Raw genomic sequence first — 14,337 nt, forward strand, 5'->3', positions numbered from 1 at the left:
ACGTGCCGAAGGCTCAGTCCGTCAGGTTGACCGCACGGGCCGAGGTGGCGCCGATCTCGCCGGCGATGTCGGTGAGCACGCCCGCCGGGATCGTCGAGTCGACGGTGAGGGCGACCAGCGCGTCGCCACCGGCCGTGGAGCGGGCGACCTGCATGCCGGCGATGTTGACACCGACCTCACCGAGGATGCGGCCGATGGTGCCGACGACACCGGGGCGGTCGGTGTAGCGCAGGAAGGCCATGTGGTCGGCGAGCGCGAGGTCCACGTCGTTGTCGTCCACGGCGACGATCTTCTGCAGGTGCTTGGGGCCGGCCAGCGTGCCGGACACCGCGACGGCCGTGCCGTCGGCGAGCGTGCCGCGCACGGTCACCACGTTGCGGTGGTTGGGCGACTCCGAGCTGGTGGTCAGCCGCACCTCGACACCGCGCTCCTGCGCGAACAGCGGCGCGTTGACGTAGCTGACGGTCTCGTCGACGACGTCCTCGAAGACACCCTTGAGCGCGCTCAGTTCGAGGATCTTCACGTCGTGCTGGGTGACCTCGCCGCAGACCTCGACGTCGAGCCGGGCGGCGACCTCGCCGGCCAGCGCGGTGAAGATCCGGCCGAGCTTCTCGGCCAGCGGCAGCGCGGGCTTGACGTCCTCGGCGATGACACCGCCCTGGACGTTGACCGCGTCCGGGACCAGCTCGCCGGCGAGCGCCAGGCGCACCGACTTCGCGACGGCGATACCGGCCTTCTCCTGCGCCTCGTCGGTGGAGGCGCCCAGGTGCGGGGTGGCCACGACGTTGTCGAACTGGAAGAGCGGCGAGTCGGTGCACGGCTCCTTGGCGAAGACGTCCAGGCCCGCGCCCGCGACCCGGCCCTCCTTGAGGGCCGAGGCCAGGGCCTCCTCATCGACGATGCCGCCGCGGGCGGCGTTGACGATCCGGACCGAGGGCTTGACCTTGTGCAGCGCCTCGTCGCCGATGAGCCCGAGGGTCTCCGGCGTCTTGGGCAGGTGCACGGTGATGAAGTCGGACTGCTCCAGCAGCTCGTCCAGCGTCAGCAGCTTGACGCCCATCTGGGCGGCGCGCGCGGGCTGCACGTAGGGGTCGTAGGCGACGACGTTCATCCCGAAGGCCGACATGCGCTGCGCCACCAGGACGCCGATGCGGCCGAGGCCCACCACGCCGAGCGTCTTCTCGCTCAGCTCGACGCCGGTGTACTTGTTGCGCTTCCACTCGCCGTTCTTCAGCGCGGCGTTGGCCGGCGGGATGTTGCGGGCGGTGGCGATCAGCAGACCGCAGGCCAGCTCGGCGGCGGTGACGATGTTGGAGGTCGGCGCGTTGACGACCATGACGCCGGCTTTGGTGGCGGCGGAGACGTCGACGTTGTCCAGGCCGACACCGGCGCGGGCGACGACCCGGAGTTTGCGGGCGGCGGCGATGGCCTCGGCGTCCACCTTGGTGGCGCTGCGGATCAGGATCGCGTCCACGTCGGCGATCGCGGGAAGCAGTTCGGCTCGGTCGGCACCGTTGCAGTGCCGGATCTCGAAGTCCGGCCCGAGCGCGTCCACCGTGGCCGGCGACAGCTCTTCTGCGATGAGTACGACAGGCTTCTGGCTCACGTGGTCCTCACTTGTCCTTCGTGGGCGGCCGAGTCCCGTACGACCGCTACCAGGGAGGTTTCGGGGGGCTTGCCGCGTGGAAGACGCACGACGCTGTGAGCCTGAACGCGCTTGTCGGAGCAGTGTATCGGCGGGGCGATCGCGCGCCTTCGCCGAAATGGAAGGATCACCCGGAGGGGTTGCGTCGCTTCGTACAAAGTGCGTACCAGATGGCGGTCAGCCACCGGTGCACGGTGCACGGTGCACCGTGCGGACGCCACGAAGCGACGCAACCGGGGTGCGCGGCGGGCGGCCGCGCGGGGGCCTTACGCCTCCTCGTCCACCCAGCTCATGAGCTTGCGCAGCTTCTTGCCGGTGGTCTCCAGCAGGTGGTCCTCGTCGGCCTTCTTGTACTCGTTGTACTTCGGCAGGCCGGCGTTGTACTCGGCGATCCAGTTGTTGGCGAAGGTGCCGTCCTGGATCTCGGCGAGGACCTTCTTCATCTCCGCCTTGGTGGCGTCGGTGATGATGCGCGGGCCGGTGACGTAGTCGCCCCACTCGGCGGTCTCGGAGACCGACCAGCGCATCTTCTCCAGGCCGCCCTCGTACATCAGGTCCACGATGAGCTTGAGCTCGTGCAGGCACTCGAAGTACGCGATCTCCGGCTGGTAGCCGGCCTCGACCAGGGTCTCGAAGCCCGCCTTGACCAGCGCGGAGGTGCCGCCGCACAGCACCGCCTGCTCGCCGAAGAGGTCGGTCTCGGTCTCCTCGGTGAAGGTGGTCTTGATGACGCCGGCGCGGGTGCCGCCGATGCCCTTGGCGTACGACAGCGCGAGCGCGAAGCCCTTGCCGGTCGCGTCCTGCTCGACGGCCGCGATGCACGGGACGCCGCGGCCCTCCTCGTACTGGCGGCGCACCAGGTGGCCGGGGCCCTTGGGGGCGACCATGCACACGTCGACACCGGCCGGCGGCTTGATGAAGCCGTAGCGGATGTTCAGGCCGTGGCCGAAGAAGAGGGCGTCGCCGTCCTTGAGGTTGTCCTTGATGGACTCCTCGTAGACCCGGGCCTGGATCGGGTCCGGCACCAGGATCATGATGACGTCGGCCTCGGCGGCGGCCTCGGCGACCGGCAGCACCTTCAGGCCCTGCTCCTCGGCAACCGTCTTCGACTTCGAGCCCTCGTGCAGGCCGACGCGCACGTCCACACCCGAGTCGCGCAGCGACAGCGCGTGGGCGTGGCCCTGGCTGCCGTAGCCGATGACCGCGACCTTGCGGCCCTGGATGATGGACAGGTCGGCGTCGTCGTCGTAGAACAGCTCGGCCACTTGGGGTTCTCCTTGTTTCGGGTTGTGCGGCCCACCGTACGTCGGGCGGGCGGATACGGGTTGTCGGGTCTCGCCATGCGGATCGGCGAGCGCGGGAAGGCGCCGGGCGCTACGCCGAACGGTCCAGCGCGCGCAGCGAGCGGTCGGTGATGGACCGGGCCCCGCGGCCGATGGCGATGGTGCCGGACTGGACCAGCTCCTTGATACCGAACGGCTCCAGCATCTTGAGCATGGCCTCCAGCTTGTCGGCCGATCCGGTGGCCTCGACGGTGACCGCCTCGGGCGAGACGTCCACGGTCTTGGCGCGGAAGAGCTGGACGATCTCGACGATCTGGGAGCGCGTCTCGTTGTCGGCGCGCACCTTCACCAGGACGAGTTCGCGTGCGACCGCCGCGGCCGGGTCCAGCTCGACGATCTTCAGGACGTTGACCAGCTTGTTGAGCTGCTTCGTCACCTGTTCCAGCGGCAGTTCGTCGATGACGTTGACGACGATGGTGATCCGGGAGATGTCCGGGTGCTCGGTGGTGCCGACGGCCAGGGAGTCGATGTTGAAGCCGCGGCGGGAGAACAGGGCGGTGATCCTGGCCAGGACGCCCGGCTTGTTCTCCACCAGGACGGAGAGCGTGTGCTTGGACATGTCTTCGTGCTTCCTTCTCTCGCTCTTCCGCGCGGTCAGTCGTCGAGGTCGTCGCTGAAATCGGGACGCACGTCGCGCGCCGCCATGATCTCGTCGTTGGAGGTGCCGGCCGCGACCATGGGCCAGACCATGGCGTCCTCGTGGACGATGAAGTCGACGACGACGGGCCGGTCGTTGATCGCGTTGGCCTCGGCGATGACCTTGTCCAGGTCCTCGGCGGACTCGCAGCGCAGGCCCACGCAGCCCATGGCGTCGGCGAGCTTCACGAAGTCCGGGACGCGGGTGCCGCGGTTGGTGATGGAGCCGACGCCCTGGGTGGAACCGGGGACGTGCTCGGCACCGGCGTGCAGCACGGTGTTGGAGAAGCGCTCGCCGTAGAACAGGTTCTGCCACTGGCGGACCATGCCCAGGGCGCCGTTGTTGATGACGGCGACCTTGATCGGGATGCCGTTGAGCGCGCAGGTGACCAGTTCCTGGTTGGTCATCTGGAAGCAGCCGTCGCCGTCGATCGCCCACACGGTGGCGTCCGGCCGGCCGGCCTTGGCGCCCATCGCGGCCGGAACGGCGTAGCCCATGGTGCCGGCGCCGCCGGAGTTGAACCACGTGCCCGGCTGCTCGTACTTGATGAACTGCGCGGCCCACATCTGGTGCTGGCCGACGCCCGCGGCGAAGAGCGTGCCCTCCGGGGCGAGCTGCCCGATCCGCTCGATGACCTGCTGCGGGGCGAGGCTGCCGTCCGCGGGGACGTCGTAGCCGAGCGGGTAGGTGTTGCGCCAGAAGTTCAGGTGGTTCCACCACTCGGTGTAGTCGCCCTTGTGACCGGCGTCGTGCTCGGCCTGGACGGCCACGATCAGGTCGGCCAGCACCTCGCGGGCGTCACCGACGATCGGCACGTCGGCGACCCGGTTCTTGGAGATCTCGGCCGGGTCGATGTCGGCGTGGACGACCTTGGCGTTGGGCGCGAAGGTGTCCAGCCGGCCCGTGACGCGGTCGTCGAAGCGGGCGCCGAGCGCGACGATCAGGTCCGACTTCTGCAGCGCGGTCACCGCCGACACGTCGCCGTGCATGCCGGGCATGCCGACGTGCTGCGGGTGGCTGTCGGGGAAGGCGCCGAGCGCCATCAGGGTCGTGGTGACCGGGGCGCCGGTCAGCTCGGCGAGGATCTTCAGCTCGGCCGTGGCGTGCGCCTTGACCACGCCGCCGCCGACGTAGAAGACCGGGCGGCGGGCCTCGTTGATCAGCCGGGCGGCCTCGCGGATCTGCTTGGCGTGCGGCTTGGTCACCGGGCGGTAGCCGGGCAGGTCCTGCTGCGGCGGCCAGGAGAAGGTCGTCAGGTTCTGCAGCGCGTCCTTGGCGATGTCGACCAGGACCGGGCCGGGGCGGCCGGTCGCGGCGATGTGGAAGGCCTCGGCGATGGTGTGCGGGATGTCGGCGGGGTCGGTCACCAGGAAGTTGTGCTTGGTGATCGGCATGGTGATGCCGCAGATGTCCGCTTCCTGGAACGCGTCGGTGCCGATGGACTTCGACGCGACCTGGCCGGTGATGGCGACGATCGGCACCGAGTCCATGTGCGCGTCGGCGATCGGCGTGACCAGGTTGGTCGCGCCCGGCCCCGAGGTCGCCATGCACACCCCGACCCGGCCGGTGGCCTGCGCGTAACCGGTGGCCGCGTGCCCCGCACCCTGCTCGTGCCGGACCAGGACGTGGCGGACCTTGGAGGAGTCCATCAGCGGGTCGTACGCCGGCAGGATGGCACCGCCCGGGATGCCGAACACGGTGTCGACGCCTACGGCCTCGAGGGAGCGGATGAGCGCCTGCGCACCCGTCATGCGCTCGGCGGGGGAGGCGGCGGGAGCCGCGGTGCGGGTCCGCGGCTGCGGATGGTGGGACCCGGTGGCCTGCTCGGTCATCTGCGTTCTCTTCTCTCGAAGATGAGGGTGGTGAAGTGGGGGCGGTGGGCGCGTCGGCCGGTTGCCGGACAACAAAAAACCCCTCGTGCCGTGAGGCAAGCGAGGGGAGCGCGCCGGTGCGAGTGCGAGGCGATGATGCCTCGGTCAGCCGACGCGCTTTCCAAGTACGAGAATTCGGGTGCGCATGGCCTCGACCTTCCTCCGGCCCCCCTGGGGGTGTCAAGCGGGTGGGACACGCGTCTCACTATGTGATCGGCAGGACGGCAGCTGCACGGTGCGCTGCGCAACCTGCTCACGTGCGGTTTCCTGCGGTACGGGGCGGGGTCCGTCGGGACCGCCGCGGTGGCCCGGATCACCCGGCAGAGGGTAGCCGCCGCGCGTCAGCGAGCCGCGCAGCCGGTGCTCGTCGAGCAGCCCGGAGAAGGCCATGCCCTGGCCCTGGCCGCAGCCCATCTCGCGCAGCGCGTGCACCTGCTCCGGCCGGTCCACCCCGTCGGCGACCGTCCGCAGCCCGAGGTCGGCGGCCATCCGCAGCAGGCCGCGGGTGATCGCCCGCAGCCGTGGGGAGTCGGCCACGCCCTCGACGAAGACCCGGTCCAGCTTGACGGCGTCCACCGGGAGGGTGCGCAGCGCGCCGAGGGCGGCGTGGCCGGTGCCGAAGCCGCCGAGCGCGATCCGCACACCGGTGCGGCGCAGCTGCCGCAGCCGCCGCTCCAGCTCGTCCAGCGCGACGCCGGGGGCGCCGCCGGTCAGCTCCACGACCAGGGCGCCGGGCGGCAGCCCGTACCGCTCCAGCAGGCCCTCGACGGCGCCGGGGGGCAGGTCGCGGTGCAGCAGCCGCAGCGCGGACAGCTTGACGGTGACGGGCACCCGGTGGCCGGCCCCGTACCGCAGCGCGGCCTGGGCGACGGCCTGCTCCAGCTGCCAGCGGCCCAGCTCCGCGGTGCGGTCGGTGTCCTCGGCGGCCTGCAGGAACTCCGCGGGGGTGAAGAGGATGCCCTGCGAGGAGCGCCAGCGCGCCTGCGCCTCGACGCCCGCGATACGGCCGCCTGACAGCTCCACGACCGGCTGGTGCAGCAGCGTGAACTCGCCGTCGTGCAGTGCCCGGTGCAGCCGGGTGGCCATCTCGGTGCGGCGCACGGCGGCCGTGCGCAGCTGCGGGGCGTAGACCTCGACGCGCCCCTTGCCGGCCTGCTTGGCGCGGTACATCGCCAGGTCGGCGTCGCGCATCAGCTCCCCCGCGGAGCCCCCGGGCTCACCGAAGGCGATGCCGATGCTCGCGCCGACCCGTACCTCGCCGCCGTCCACCCGGTAGGGCTCGCACAGGGCGGCGCGCAGCCGCTCGGCGATCTCGGCGGCCTTCTCCTCGTCGGCGCCGCACACCAGGACGGCGAACTCGTCGCCGCCGAGCCTGGCGGCGGTGTCGCCCGCGCGCAGCGCCCCCTGGAGCCGGCGGGCGGCCTGGGTGAGCAGGTGGTCGCCGGCCTGGTGGCCGATGGAGTCGTTGACGGCCTTGAAGCCGTCGAGGTCGACGTAGAGCACCGCGACCCGCTCGTCGCCGGGGCGGCGCCCGGCCAGCGCCTTGCCGACCCGGTCCAGGAAGAGGGAGCGGTTGGGCAGGTCGGTGAGCGGGTCGTGCGAGGCGTTGTGCTGCAGCTGGGCCTGGAGGCGGACGCGTTCGGTGACGTCGCGGCTGTTGAAGATCAGGCCGCCCTGGTAGCGGGTGACGCTGGACTCCACGTTGAGCCAGCCGTCCTCGCCGCCGTGCGGGCCGCCGCGGCGGCCGGACCGGATGCGGCACTCGATGCGGGTGGCGGACTCCTCGCCGGGCGGGGCGGCGAGGAAGCGGCGCACCTCGTGCACGACCCGGCCCAGGTCGTCGGGGTGGATGTGGGCGGACAGCTCGGTGCCGACCATCTCCTCCGGATCGCGCCCGTAGACGCCCGCCGAGGCGGGGCTGACGTAGCGCAGCACCCCCGTGGGGGCGGCGATCATGATGACGTCGCTGGACCCCTGCACCAGGGAGCGGAAGTGGTTCTCCTTCTGCGCCAGCTCCTGCGTCAGCGCGATGTTGTCCAGCAGCATGATGGCCTGCCGGACCACCAGGGCGAGGACCACCGTGGTGCCGGTGAGCAGCACGACCTTGTCGCACTTCTCGCCGGTGATCATGTCGTAGAGGATGCCGAGGGTGCAGACGCCCGCGGCCAGGTACGGGGTGAGGGCGGCGAGCGAGCCCGTCACCCGGCGGGTGGTGACGCTCGGCCGCAGCAGCGGCAGGTCGCGGCGGCCGACCCAGGGCGCGTAGGCCATGAGCATGCTGCCGGCGAACCAGCCGGCGTCCAGGATCTGGCCGGATTGGTAGTGCTCGCGCAGCAGCGGCGAGGTGAACAGCGCGTCGCACAGCACCGTGAGCGCGAGCGCGGCGAGCGCGGTGTTGACGGCCGCGCGGTTGGCGGCGGAGCGGCGGAAGTGCAGCGCCAGCACCATGCTCACCAGCACGATGTCCAGCAGCGGGTAGGCGAGCGACAGCGCGACCTTGGCGGTGCTCGGGCCGTCGTAGGTGGCGGCGCGGGCGAGCGCGAGGCTCCAGGACAGGGTGACCAGCGAGCCGCCGATGAGCCAGGTGTCCAGGCCCAGGCAGATCCAGCCGGCCTTCGTCACCGGCCGCTTGGCGAGCACCAGCAGACCGATCACGGCGGGCGGCGCGAAGAGCAGGAAGCAGAAGTCGGCGGGCGAGGTCTGCGGGACCGGGCGGCAGAGCACCACCTCGTACCAGCCCCACACCGCGTTGCCGAGCGCGGCCATCAGTGAGGACACCGCGAAGAGCACCCACGCCGCGCGGTGCCCGGGGCCGCACCGGCGGGCGTACAGCAGCATCGAGACGGCGGCGGTCGCGGCGGCGGCCGACAGCCCGAAGTCGCCCATGAAGGCGGCCACCCCGCCGCTGCCCCAGCCGAGCACCGCCCCGGTGGTGTAGCCCGCGCACGCCAGGCCCAGCAGGATCTGCGGCAGCAGCCCGCCGCCGGGGCGCGGCCGGGTTCCGGCGAGCACCGCGCCGGTGGTGGTCACCTCGGTGTCCCGTACGCCGGGGCCTCCGCCGGGCGCCGCCGGTGCACGGGGCACAGCGGACGTCCGGCGCGCGGCCGGCCGGGTCGTGCGGTGCGCTGGGTGTGCCCGCCGGGGAACCGCCTCGGTCCGTCCATCGCCCGTCGCCCCCCTTACCTCGCTCGTCGTTCCCTCACCGCGGCCGTCTGCTGCGCGCGGCGCCCCCGCTTCGGGACGATACACCAGAATCGTCACTCAGCGATAGGGTCTCTCTACTGAGCGTAACCACAAGGAGGCGGCCGCACACCCGCCGCAGTCGGCCGGTGCCGCTCCGCGGTGGGCGGCCCCGCTCAGCCGGTCACGTGGACGACGTTCGCGAGTTCCTCCCCCTTGGCGAACCTGGCCAGTTGGGCGCGGATCAAACGCTGCGCGCGCGGCAGGAACGCCGACGTGCTGCCGCCCACGTGCGGGCTGACGAGGACGCCGGGCGCGTGCCACAACGGGTGCCCGGCGGGCAGCGGCTCGGGGTCGGTGACGTCGAGCGCCGCCGTCAGCCGGCCCGACCCGGTCTCCGCCAGCAGCGCCTCGGTGTCGACGACCGGGCCGCGCGCGACGTTCACCAGCAGCGCGCCGTCCTTCATCGCCGCCAGGAACTTCGGGCCCGCGAGCCCCCTGGTCTGCTCGGTCAGCGGCGTGGTGAGCACCACGACGTCGGCCTGCGGCAGAAGCGCGGGCAGGTCGGCCAGCGCGTGCACGGGGCCGCGCGGGGAACTGCGGGCGGTGCGCGCGACCCGGGTGACCTCGACCTCGAAGGGCACCAGCCGGTCCTCGACGGCGGCTCCTATGGCGCCGTAGCCGACGATCAGCACCCGGCGGTCGGCCAGCGCGGGATAGAAGCCGCCGTACCACTTCTCGGCGTCCTGGCCGCGGACGAAACGCGGGATGCCGCGCAGCGAGGCCAGCACGAGGGCGAGCGTCAGCTCCGCGGTGCTCGCCTCGTGCACCCCGCGCGCGTTGCACAGGCGCACACCCGGCGCGAGGTCCCGCAGGTGCGGCGTGATGTGGTCCACCCCGGCACTCAGGGTCTGGATCACCTGCACGGACGTCATGTGCGGCAGCGGCAGCGCCCCCGCGGTCGCGCCCTTCATGTAGGGCACGACGTAGAAGGCGGCCTCCGCCGGGTCGGCGGGGAAGTCCCCGGTGCCGTCCCAGTGGACGTAGTCGAGGGTGTCCGGCAGCCCGCCGATCTCGTCCGGCGGCAGGGACAGCCACACCTGCGGCCGCCGGCCCGCGGCGGGGTCCTGGGTGAAGTCGTTCATGGCCAGGAGGCTAGGGCACGCCCCCGGGCTGCCGGGAGCCCCGGCGGGTGGGGGCGTTCTGGGGGCGGCGCGCCCGGCCGTGTGCTTGGCTGGGACGGGACGGGGGACCATGATCACGGCGGACGATTTGCGAGGGCAGACGGTGAGCACAGGGCGTCGGCGACGGGCGCGCGGGGTCGTGCGCGGGGCGGCGGTGGCGGCGGCCGCCGCGCTGCTGGCCGGGGGGTGCTCGGACGGGACACCGCCGGGCATGCGGCCCTCGCTGTCGCCGCGCACCACGGGCGCACCGACCGCGTCCACCGCCGCCACCACCGGCGCCGCGCCCAGCGCGCCGGCCACGCCGACCGAGCCCGCAGCGGCCGCCACCGGCAGCGCGAAGGCGGACGCCACGGTCGCCACGAAACTCACCGCGCCCTGGGGCGTCGCCCAGCTCGCCGACGGCACGCTGCTCGTGGGCTCCCGCGACACCGGCAAGGTCAGTCTCGTCGACCCGGAGAAGGGCACCACCACGCTGGCCGGCACCGTCCCCGGCGTCACCCACACCCAGGGCGGCGAGAACGGCCTGCTCGGACTCGCCCTCTCCCCCGACTTCGGCACCGACCACCTGGTCTACGCGTACTTCAGCACCGACTCCGACAACCGCATCGCGCGCATGCTCTACGACCCCGCGCGCTCGGCCGGCGACCGGCTCGGCGCTCCCGACACGATCCTGCGCGGCATCCCCACCGGCTCCCTCCACAACGGCGGGCGGATCGCCTTCGGCCCCGACGGCATGCTCTACGCCGGGACCGGCGAGACGGGCGACCGCGGACTCGCCCAGGACATGTCCTCGCTGGGCGGCAAGATCCTGCGGATGACGCCCGACGGGCAGCCCGCGCCGGACAACCCCGTCTCCGGCTCCCTCGTCTACTCCCCCGGCCACCGCAACGTCCAGGGCCTCGCCTGGGACGCCGAAGGCCACCTGTGGGCCTCCGAGTTCGGCCAGGACACCTGGGACGAGCTCAACCTCATCGAGCCCGGCAAGAACTACGGCTGGCCCGTGGTGGAGGGCGTCGCGCACCGCGCCGGGTACGTCGACCCCGTCGTGCAGTGGCACACGGACGAGGCCTCCCCCAGCGGCATCGCCTACGCGGCGGGCTGCATCTGGGTGGCCTCGCTCAAGGGCGAGCGGCTGTGGCGCGTCCCGCTCGACGGGACGAAGGCGGCGGCCGCGCCGCAGGCGTTCTTCGTCAGGACGTACGGCCGGCTGCGCACGGTGGTGGCCGTGGACGACCACACCCTGCTCGTGACGACGAGCAACACGGACGGGCGGGGAACGCCCAAGCCGGGCGACGACCGCGTCCTGCGCGTGTCGGTGAGCTGAACTCCTGCTCCGGGCCGCCCCCTTGCGGGGCGGCGACGCTGCGGGCCGGCCGCGGTGCCTGCCGCACGGGACCGCCCGGAGCGGAAACGCTCACCCCGCGGGGGCGAAGAGGCGGAGGCGGTGGGCGAGGGCGGCGGCCTCGCCGCGGGTGGCGACGGCGAGCTTGGCCAGGATGTTCGACACGTGGACACTCGCCGTCTTCGGCGAGATGAAGAGCTCCTCCGCTATCTGCCGGTTCGTGCGCCCGTCGGCGACGAGCCGGAGCACGTCGCGCTCCCGGGCCGTCAGGCCCAGTGCCCCGACCGGGTCGGCGGGCTCCACCGGCGCAGCGGCCGCGGGCGCGGGACCGTCGAGGGGCAGCCTGGCCCGCGCGGCGAGCGCGGCGACGTCCGCGGCGAGCGGCTTCGCCCCGAGTGCGGCGGCCGCCTCGTGCGCGAGGGCCAGCAGGCGGCCTGCGGCCTCGCGGGTGTCGGGCCCGCGGCCGAGCAGCGCCTCGGCGTGCCGGTAGCGCATCGTGGCGAGTTCCACGGGCCTTTCCTCCGCCGCGAAGGCGGCCTCCGCGGCGGCCCACAGCTCGGGCTCGTGGCGCCCTTCCGCGCGGGCCAGTTCGGCCTCGACGCGCAGCGCGTAGGCCTTGTGGACGGGCGCGGGCCGCGAGGTCTCGCGGAGGGCGGCGCGGATGCGCTCCAGGACGTGCCCGCGGGCCGGGTCGCCGGTGAGCGGCCACGGCCCGTCGGCCTCGGCGGCGGCTCCGTCGGCGAGCAGCGGCCAGGCGTAGCGGGCGGTGCCGTTGGGGAAGCCGGCGTCGATCGCGGCGAGCAGCCGCTGCCGCGCCTCCTCGTACCGGCCCTGCACGGCGGCGAGCCGCAGGCCCAGGCCGCGCAGCGGGATCTGGTGCTGCGGCTGGGTGTCGTAGCGCAGGCCCTCGGAGGCGGAGGCGTAGTGGTTCGCGGCGGCCTCGACGTCACCGACGATGAGCGCCAGGAAGCCCTGGAACATCTCGACGCCCGCGCACAGCACACCGCCCTCGACGTCCTGGGCCCGGCGCGCGGCGGTGAACTTGGGCGCCGCCTCCCGGAGGGAGCCCTGCATGAGCAGCGACTCGGCCTCGTTGGCGAGCAGCCAGGAATTCGTGGCGTTGGCCACCTGTCCCGCGACGCGCTCCTGGCCCTCGCGGCTGACCAGGACCGCCTCGGCGGAGCGGCCGGCGCCCTCCAGGGCGGAGGACAGGTTGCCGTACGTGCGGGATATCAGCCGCGGGGCGGCCCGGTCGGCGATCTGCCGGCGCACCTCCTCGACGACGGCGATGCCTCCGTCGACGTCACCGGCGTCGGCCTGGAGCAGGCCGAGGGTGATGCGGGCGTGCAGCTCGGTGTCGCGGGCCCCGGCGATCCTCGCCAGTTCGGCGGCCTGGCCGGCGATGGCGGTGCCCTCGGCACCGGACTTGTGGACCATGATCCACCCGGCGATCTTCACCAGCACCTCGGCGTGCGTGGCCGACGGCGGCAGGCCGCGGACGAGCTCGCGGGCCCGGGCCAGCTCCTCCCAGCCGTCGCTGCGCCCCAGGTTCTCGGCCGTGTAGGCGCGCTGCGCCCAGAACCAGGCGGCGCGCAGCGGGTCGGGACTGCCGCTGCGCTCCAGCAGCCGCAGCGCCCGCTTGGACATCGTGTAGGAGCGCTCCTGCTCACCGCTGAGACGCGCGGCGACGGTGATCTCGGCGAGCAGGTCGACGAGGTCCAGCGGCTGGTCGGTGGGGCAGTCGCAGGGGGGATACGCCTCGGTGTAGTCGGTGGGCCGCAGTCCGGCGCGCACCTCCGCGGGAGCGTCGTCCCACAGTTCGAGAGCGCGTTCCAGCAGCCGGTACTGCTCGGCGTAGGCGTGCCGGTGCCGCGCCTCGACGGCGGCGCTGAGCGCCGCGGGCAGCGCCCGGCCGGTGTCGTGGGCGGCGTACCAGTAGTTGGCCAGCCGCGCGGCCCGCTCGTCCGCGGGCACCAGCGACGGATCGGCCTCGACGGCCTCGGCGTACCGCCGGTTGATACGGCTGCGCTCGCCGGGCAGCAGGTCGTCGCCGACCGCCTCCCGTACCAGGGAGTGGCGGAAGCGGTAGCCCTCACCGCTGTCGGTGGGCAGCAGGATGTTGGCGCCCACGGCGGTGCGCAGCACGTCCAGCAGGTCGTCCTCGCACAGCCCGGTCACGGCCGCGAGCAGCTTGTACTCGACCGTGCTGCCGCCCTCGGCGACGAACTTCGCCACCCGCTGGGCGTCCTCCGGCAGCGCCTCCACCCGGACCAGCAGCAGATCGCGCAGGGAGTCGCTCAGGCCCGTCGCGCAGCCCAGCCCCAGCGAGCACGCCAGCTCCTCGACGAAGAACGGGTTGCCGTCCGAGCGCTTGAAGACCCGGTCGACGACCGACTCGTCCGGCGCGGCCGGCAGGATCGCGGTGAGCTGGCTGCGGACCTCCGCGCGCGTGAAGCGCGACAGCTCCAGGCGCTCGACGCGGCGCAGCCGGTCGGTCTCGGCGAGGAAGGGCCGCAGCGGGTGCCGGCGGTGGATGTCGTCCGCACGGTACGTCGCGGCGACCAGCACCCGGCAGCGCTGGAGCGAGCGGAAGAGGTACGCGAGCAGTTCGCGGGTGGAGCGGTCGGCCCAGTGCAGGTCCTCGACGACCACGACCAGCGTGCGGTCGGCGCCCAGGCGCTCAAGGAGCCGGACGGTCAGCTCGAACAGCCGGGCGCGGCCGTCCTCGTCGTAGGTGTCCCGCGGGGCGCCGTCCGGGCTCGCCAGTTCCGGGAGCAGCCGCGCCAGCTCGGCCTGCTGGCCCGCCGCGGCGGCGGTCAGCTCGGGCCCGAGCCGGCGGTAGAGGTCGCGCAGGGCGCCGGACACCGGGGCGAAGGGCAGGCCCTCCGCTCCGATCTCCACGCAGGCGCCCAGTGCGGTGACCGCCCCCGCCGCACGCGCGGCGGTCAGGAACTCCTCCATCAGCCGCGTCTTGCCGACGCCGGCCTCGCCGCCGATCAGCACGGCCTGCGACTCGCCCGCGTCCGCCGCCGCCAGCGCCGAGGCGAGCCGCGTCAGCTCGGCGTCCCGGCCGATGAACACGGGGCTGAAGGACTGGGTCTGCACGCCCCCGAGCATGTCACGGCCGGGGGCGGT

The 14,337-nt window shown here is 73.2% G+C and carries 8 protein-coding genes; 1 reads left to right on the forward strand and 7 read right to left on the reverse strand.

The window, feature by feature from the left end; genetic code table 11:
- Nucleotides 1-13: 13 nt before the first annotated feature.
- From serA to ACH4SE_RS15475, 6 genes are all read right to left on the reverse strand, one after another.
- The gene (gene serA / locus ACH4SE_RS15450) at nucleotides 14-1,606 is read right to left on the reverse strand and encodes a phosphoglycerate dehydrogenase (protein ID WP_398543879.1); all 1,593 of its coding nucleotides are present in this window, start codon (nucleotides 1,604-1,606) and stop codon (nucleotides 14-16) included.
- A gap of 305 nt (nucleotides 1,607-1,911) precedes the next feature.
- Nucleotides 1,912-2,910, reverse strand: coding sequence for a ketol-acid reductoisomerase (ilvC, locus tag ACH4SE_RS15455; protein ID WP_398543880.1), 999 nt, complete (start codon nucleotides 2,908-2,910; stop codon nucleotides 1,912-1,914).
- Nucleotides 2,911-3,019: 109 nt separating this feature from the next.
- The gene (gene ilvN / locus ACH4SE_RS15460; protein WP_398186926.1) at nucleotides 3,020-3,547 is read right to left on the reverse strand and encodes an acetolactate synthase small subunit; all 528 of its coding nucleotides are present in this window, start codon (nucleotides 3,545-3,547) and stop codon (nucleotides 3,020-3,022) included.
- A 35-nt stretch (nucleotides 3,548-3,582) separates the two neighbouring features.
- The gene (locus tag ACH4SE_RS15465; protein ID WP_398543881.1) at nucleotides 3,583-5,457 is read right to left on the reverse strand and encodes an acetolactate synthase large subunit; all 1,875 of its coding nucleotides are present in this window, start codon (nucleotides 5,455-5,457) and stop codon (nucleotides 3,583-3,585) included.
- Between the two features lie 219 nt (nucleotides 5,458-5,676).
- Nucleotides 5,677-8,526, reverse strand: coding sequence for a putative bifunctional diguanylate cyclase/phosphodiesterase (locus ACH4SE_RS15470; RefSeq protein ID WP_398543882.1), 2,850 nt, complete (start codon nucleotides 8,524-8,526; stop codon nucleotides 5,677-5,679).
- 326 nt (nucleotides 8,527-8,852) lie between these two features.
- A complete protein-coding gene (locus ACH4SE_RS15475; RefSeq protein ID WP_398543883.1) occupies nucleotides 8,853-9,821 on the reverse strand; it encodes a 2-hydroxyacid dehydrogenase in 969 nt (322 codons plus the stop codon).
- 142 nt (nucleotides 9,822-9,963) lie between these two features.
- Between ACH4SE_RS15475 and ACH4SE_RS15480 the strand changes: the two genes are divergently transcribed.
- Nucleotides 9,964-11,184 carry a PQQ-dependent sugar dehydrogenase gene (locus ACH4SE_RS15480; protein WP_398543884.1) on the forward strand — a complete coding sequence of 407 codons (1,221 nt, stop codon included), beginning with the start codon at nucleotides 9,964-9,966 and terminating at the stop codon, nucleotides 11,182-11,184.
- A gap of 90 nt (nucleotides 11,185-11,274) precedes the next feature.
- Here the strand turns inward: ACH4SE_RS15480 and ACH4SE_RS15485 are convergent, their stop codons facing one another.
- Nucleotides 11,275-14,307, reverse strand: coding sequence for a BREX system ATP-binding domain-containing protein (locus tag ACH4SE_RS15485; protein ID WP_398543885.1), 3,033 nt, complete (start codon nucleotides 14,305-14,307; stop codon nucleotides 11,275-11,277).
- Between the last annotated feature and the right edge of the window lie 30 nt (nucleotides 14,308-14,337).

Origin of the sequence: Streptomyces sp. NPDC020983 (assembly GCF_044333485.1) — a bacterium.
Taxonomy (GTDB): domain Bacteria; phylum Actinomycetota; class Actinomycetes; order Streptomycetales; family Streptomycetaceae; genus Actinacidiphila.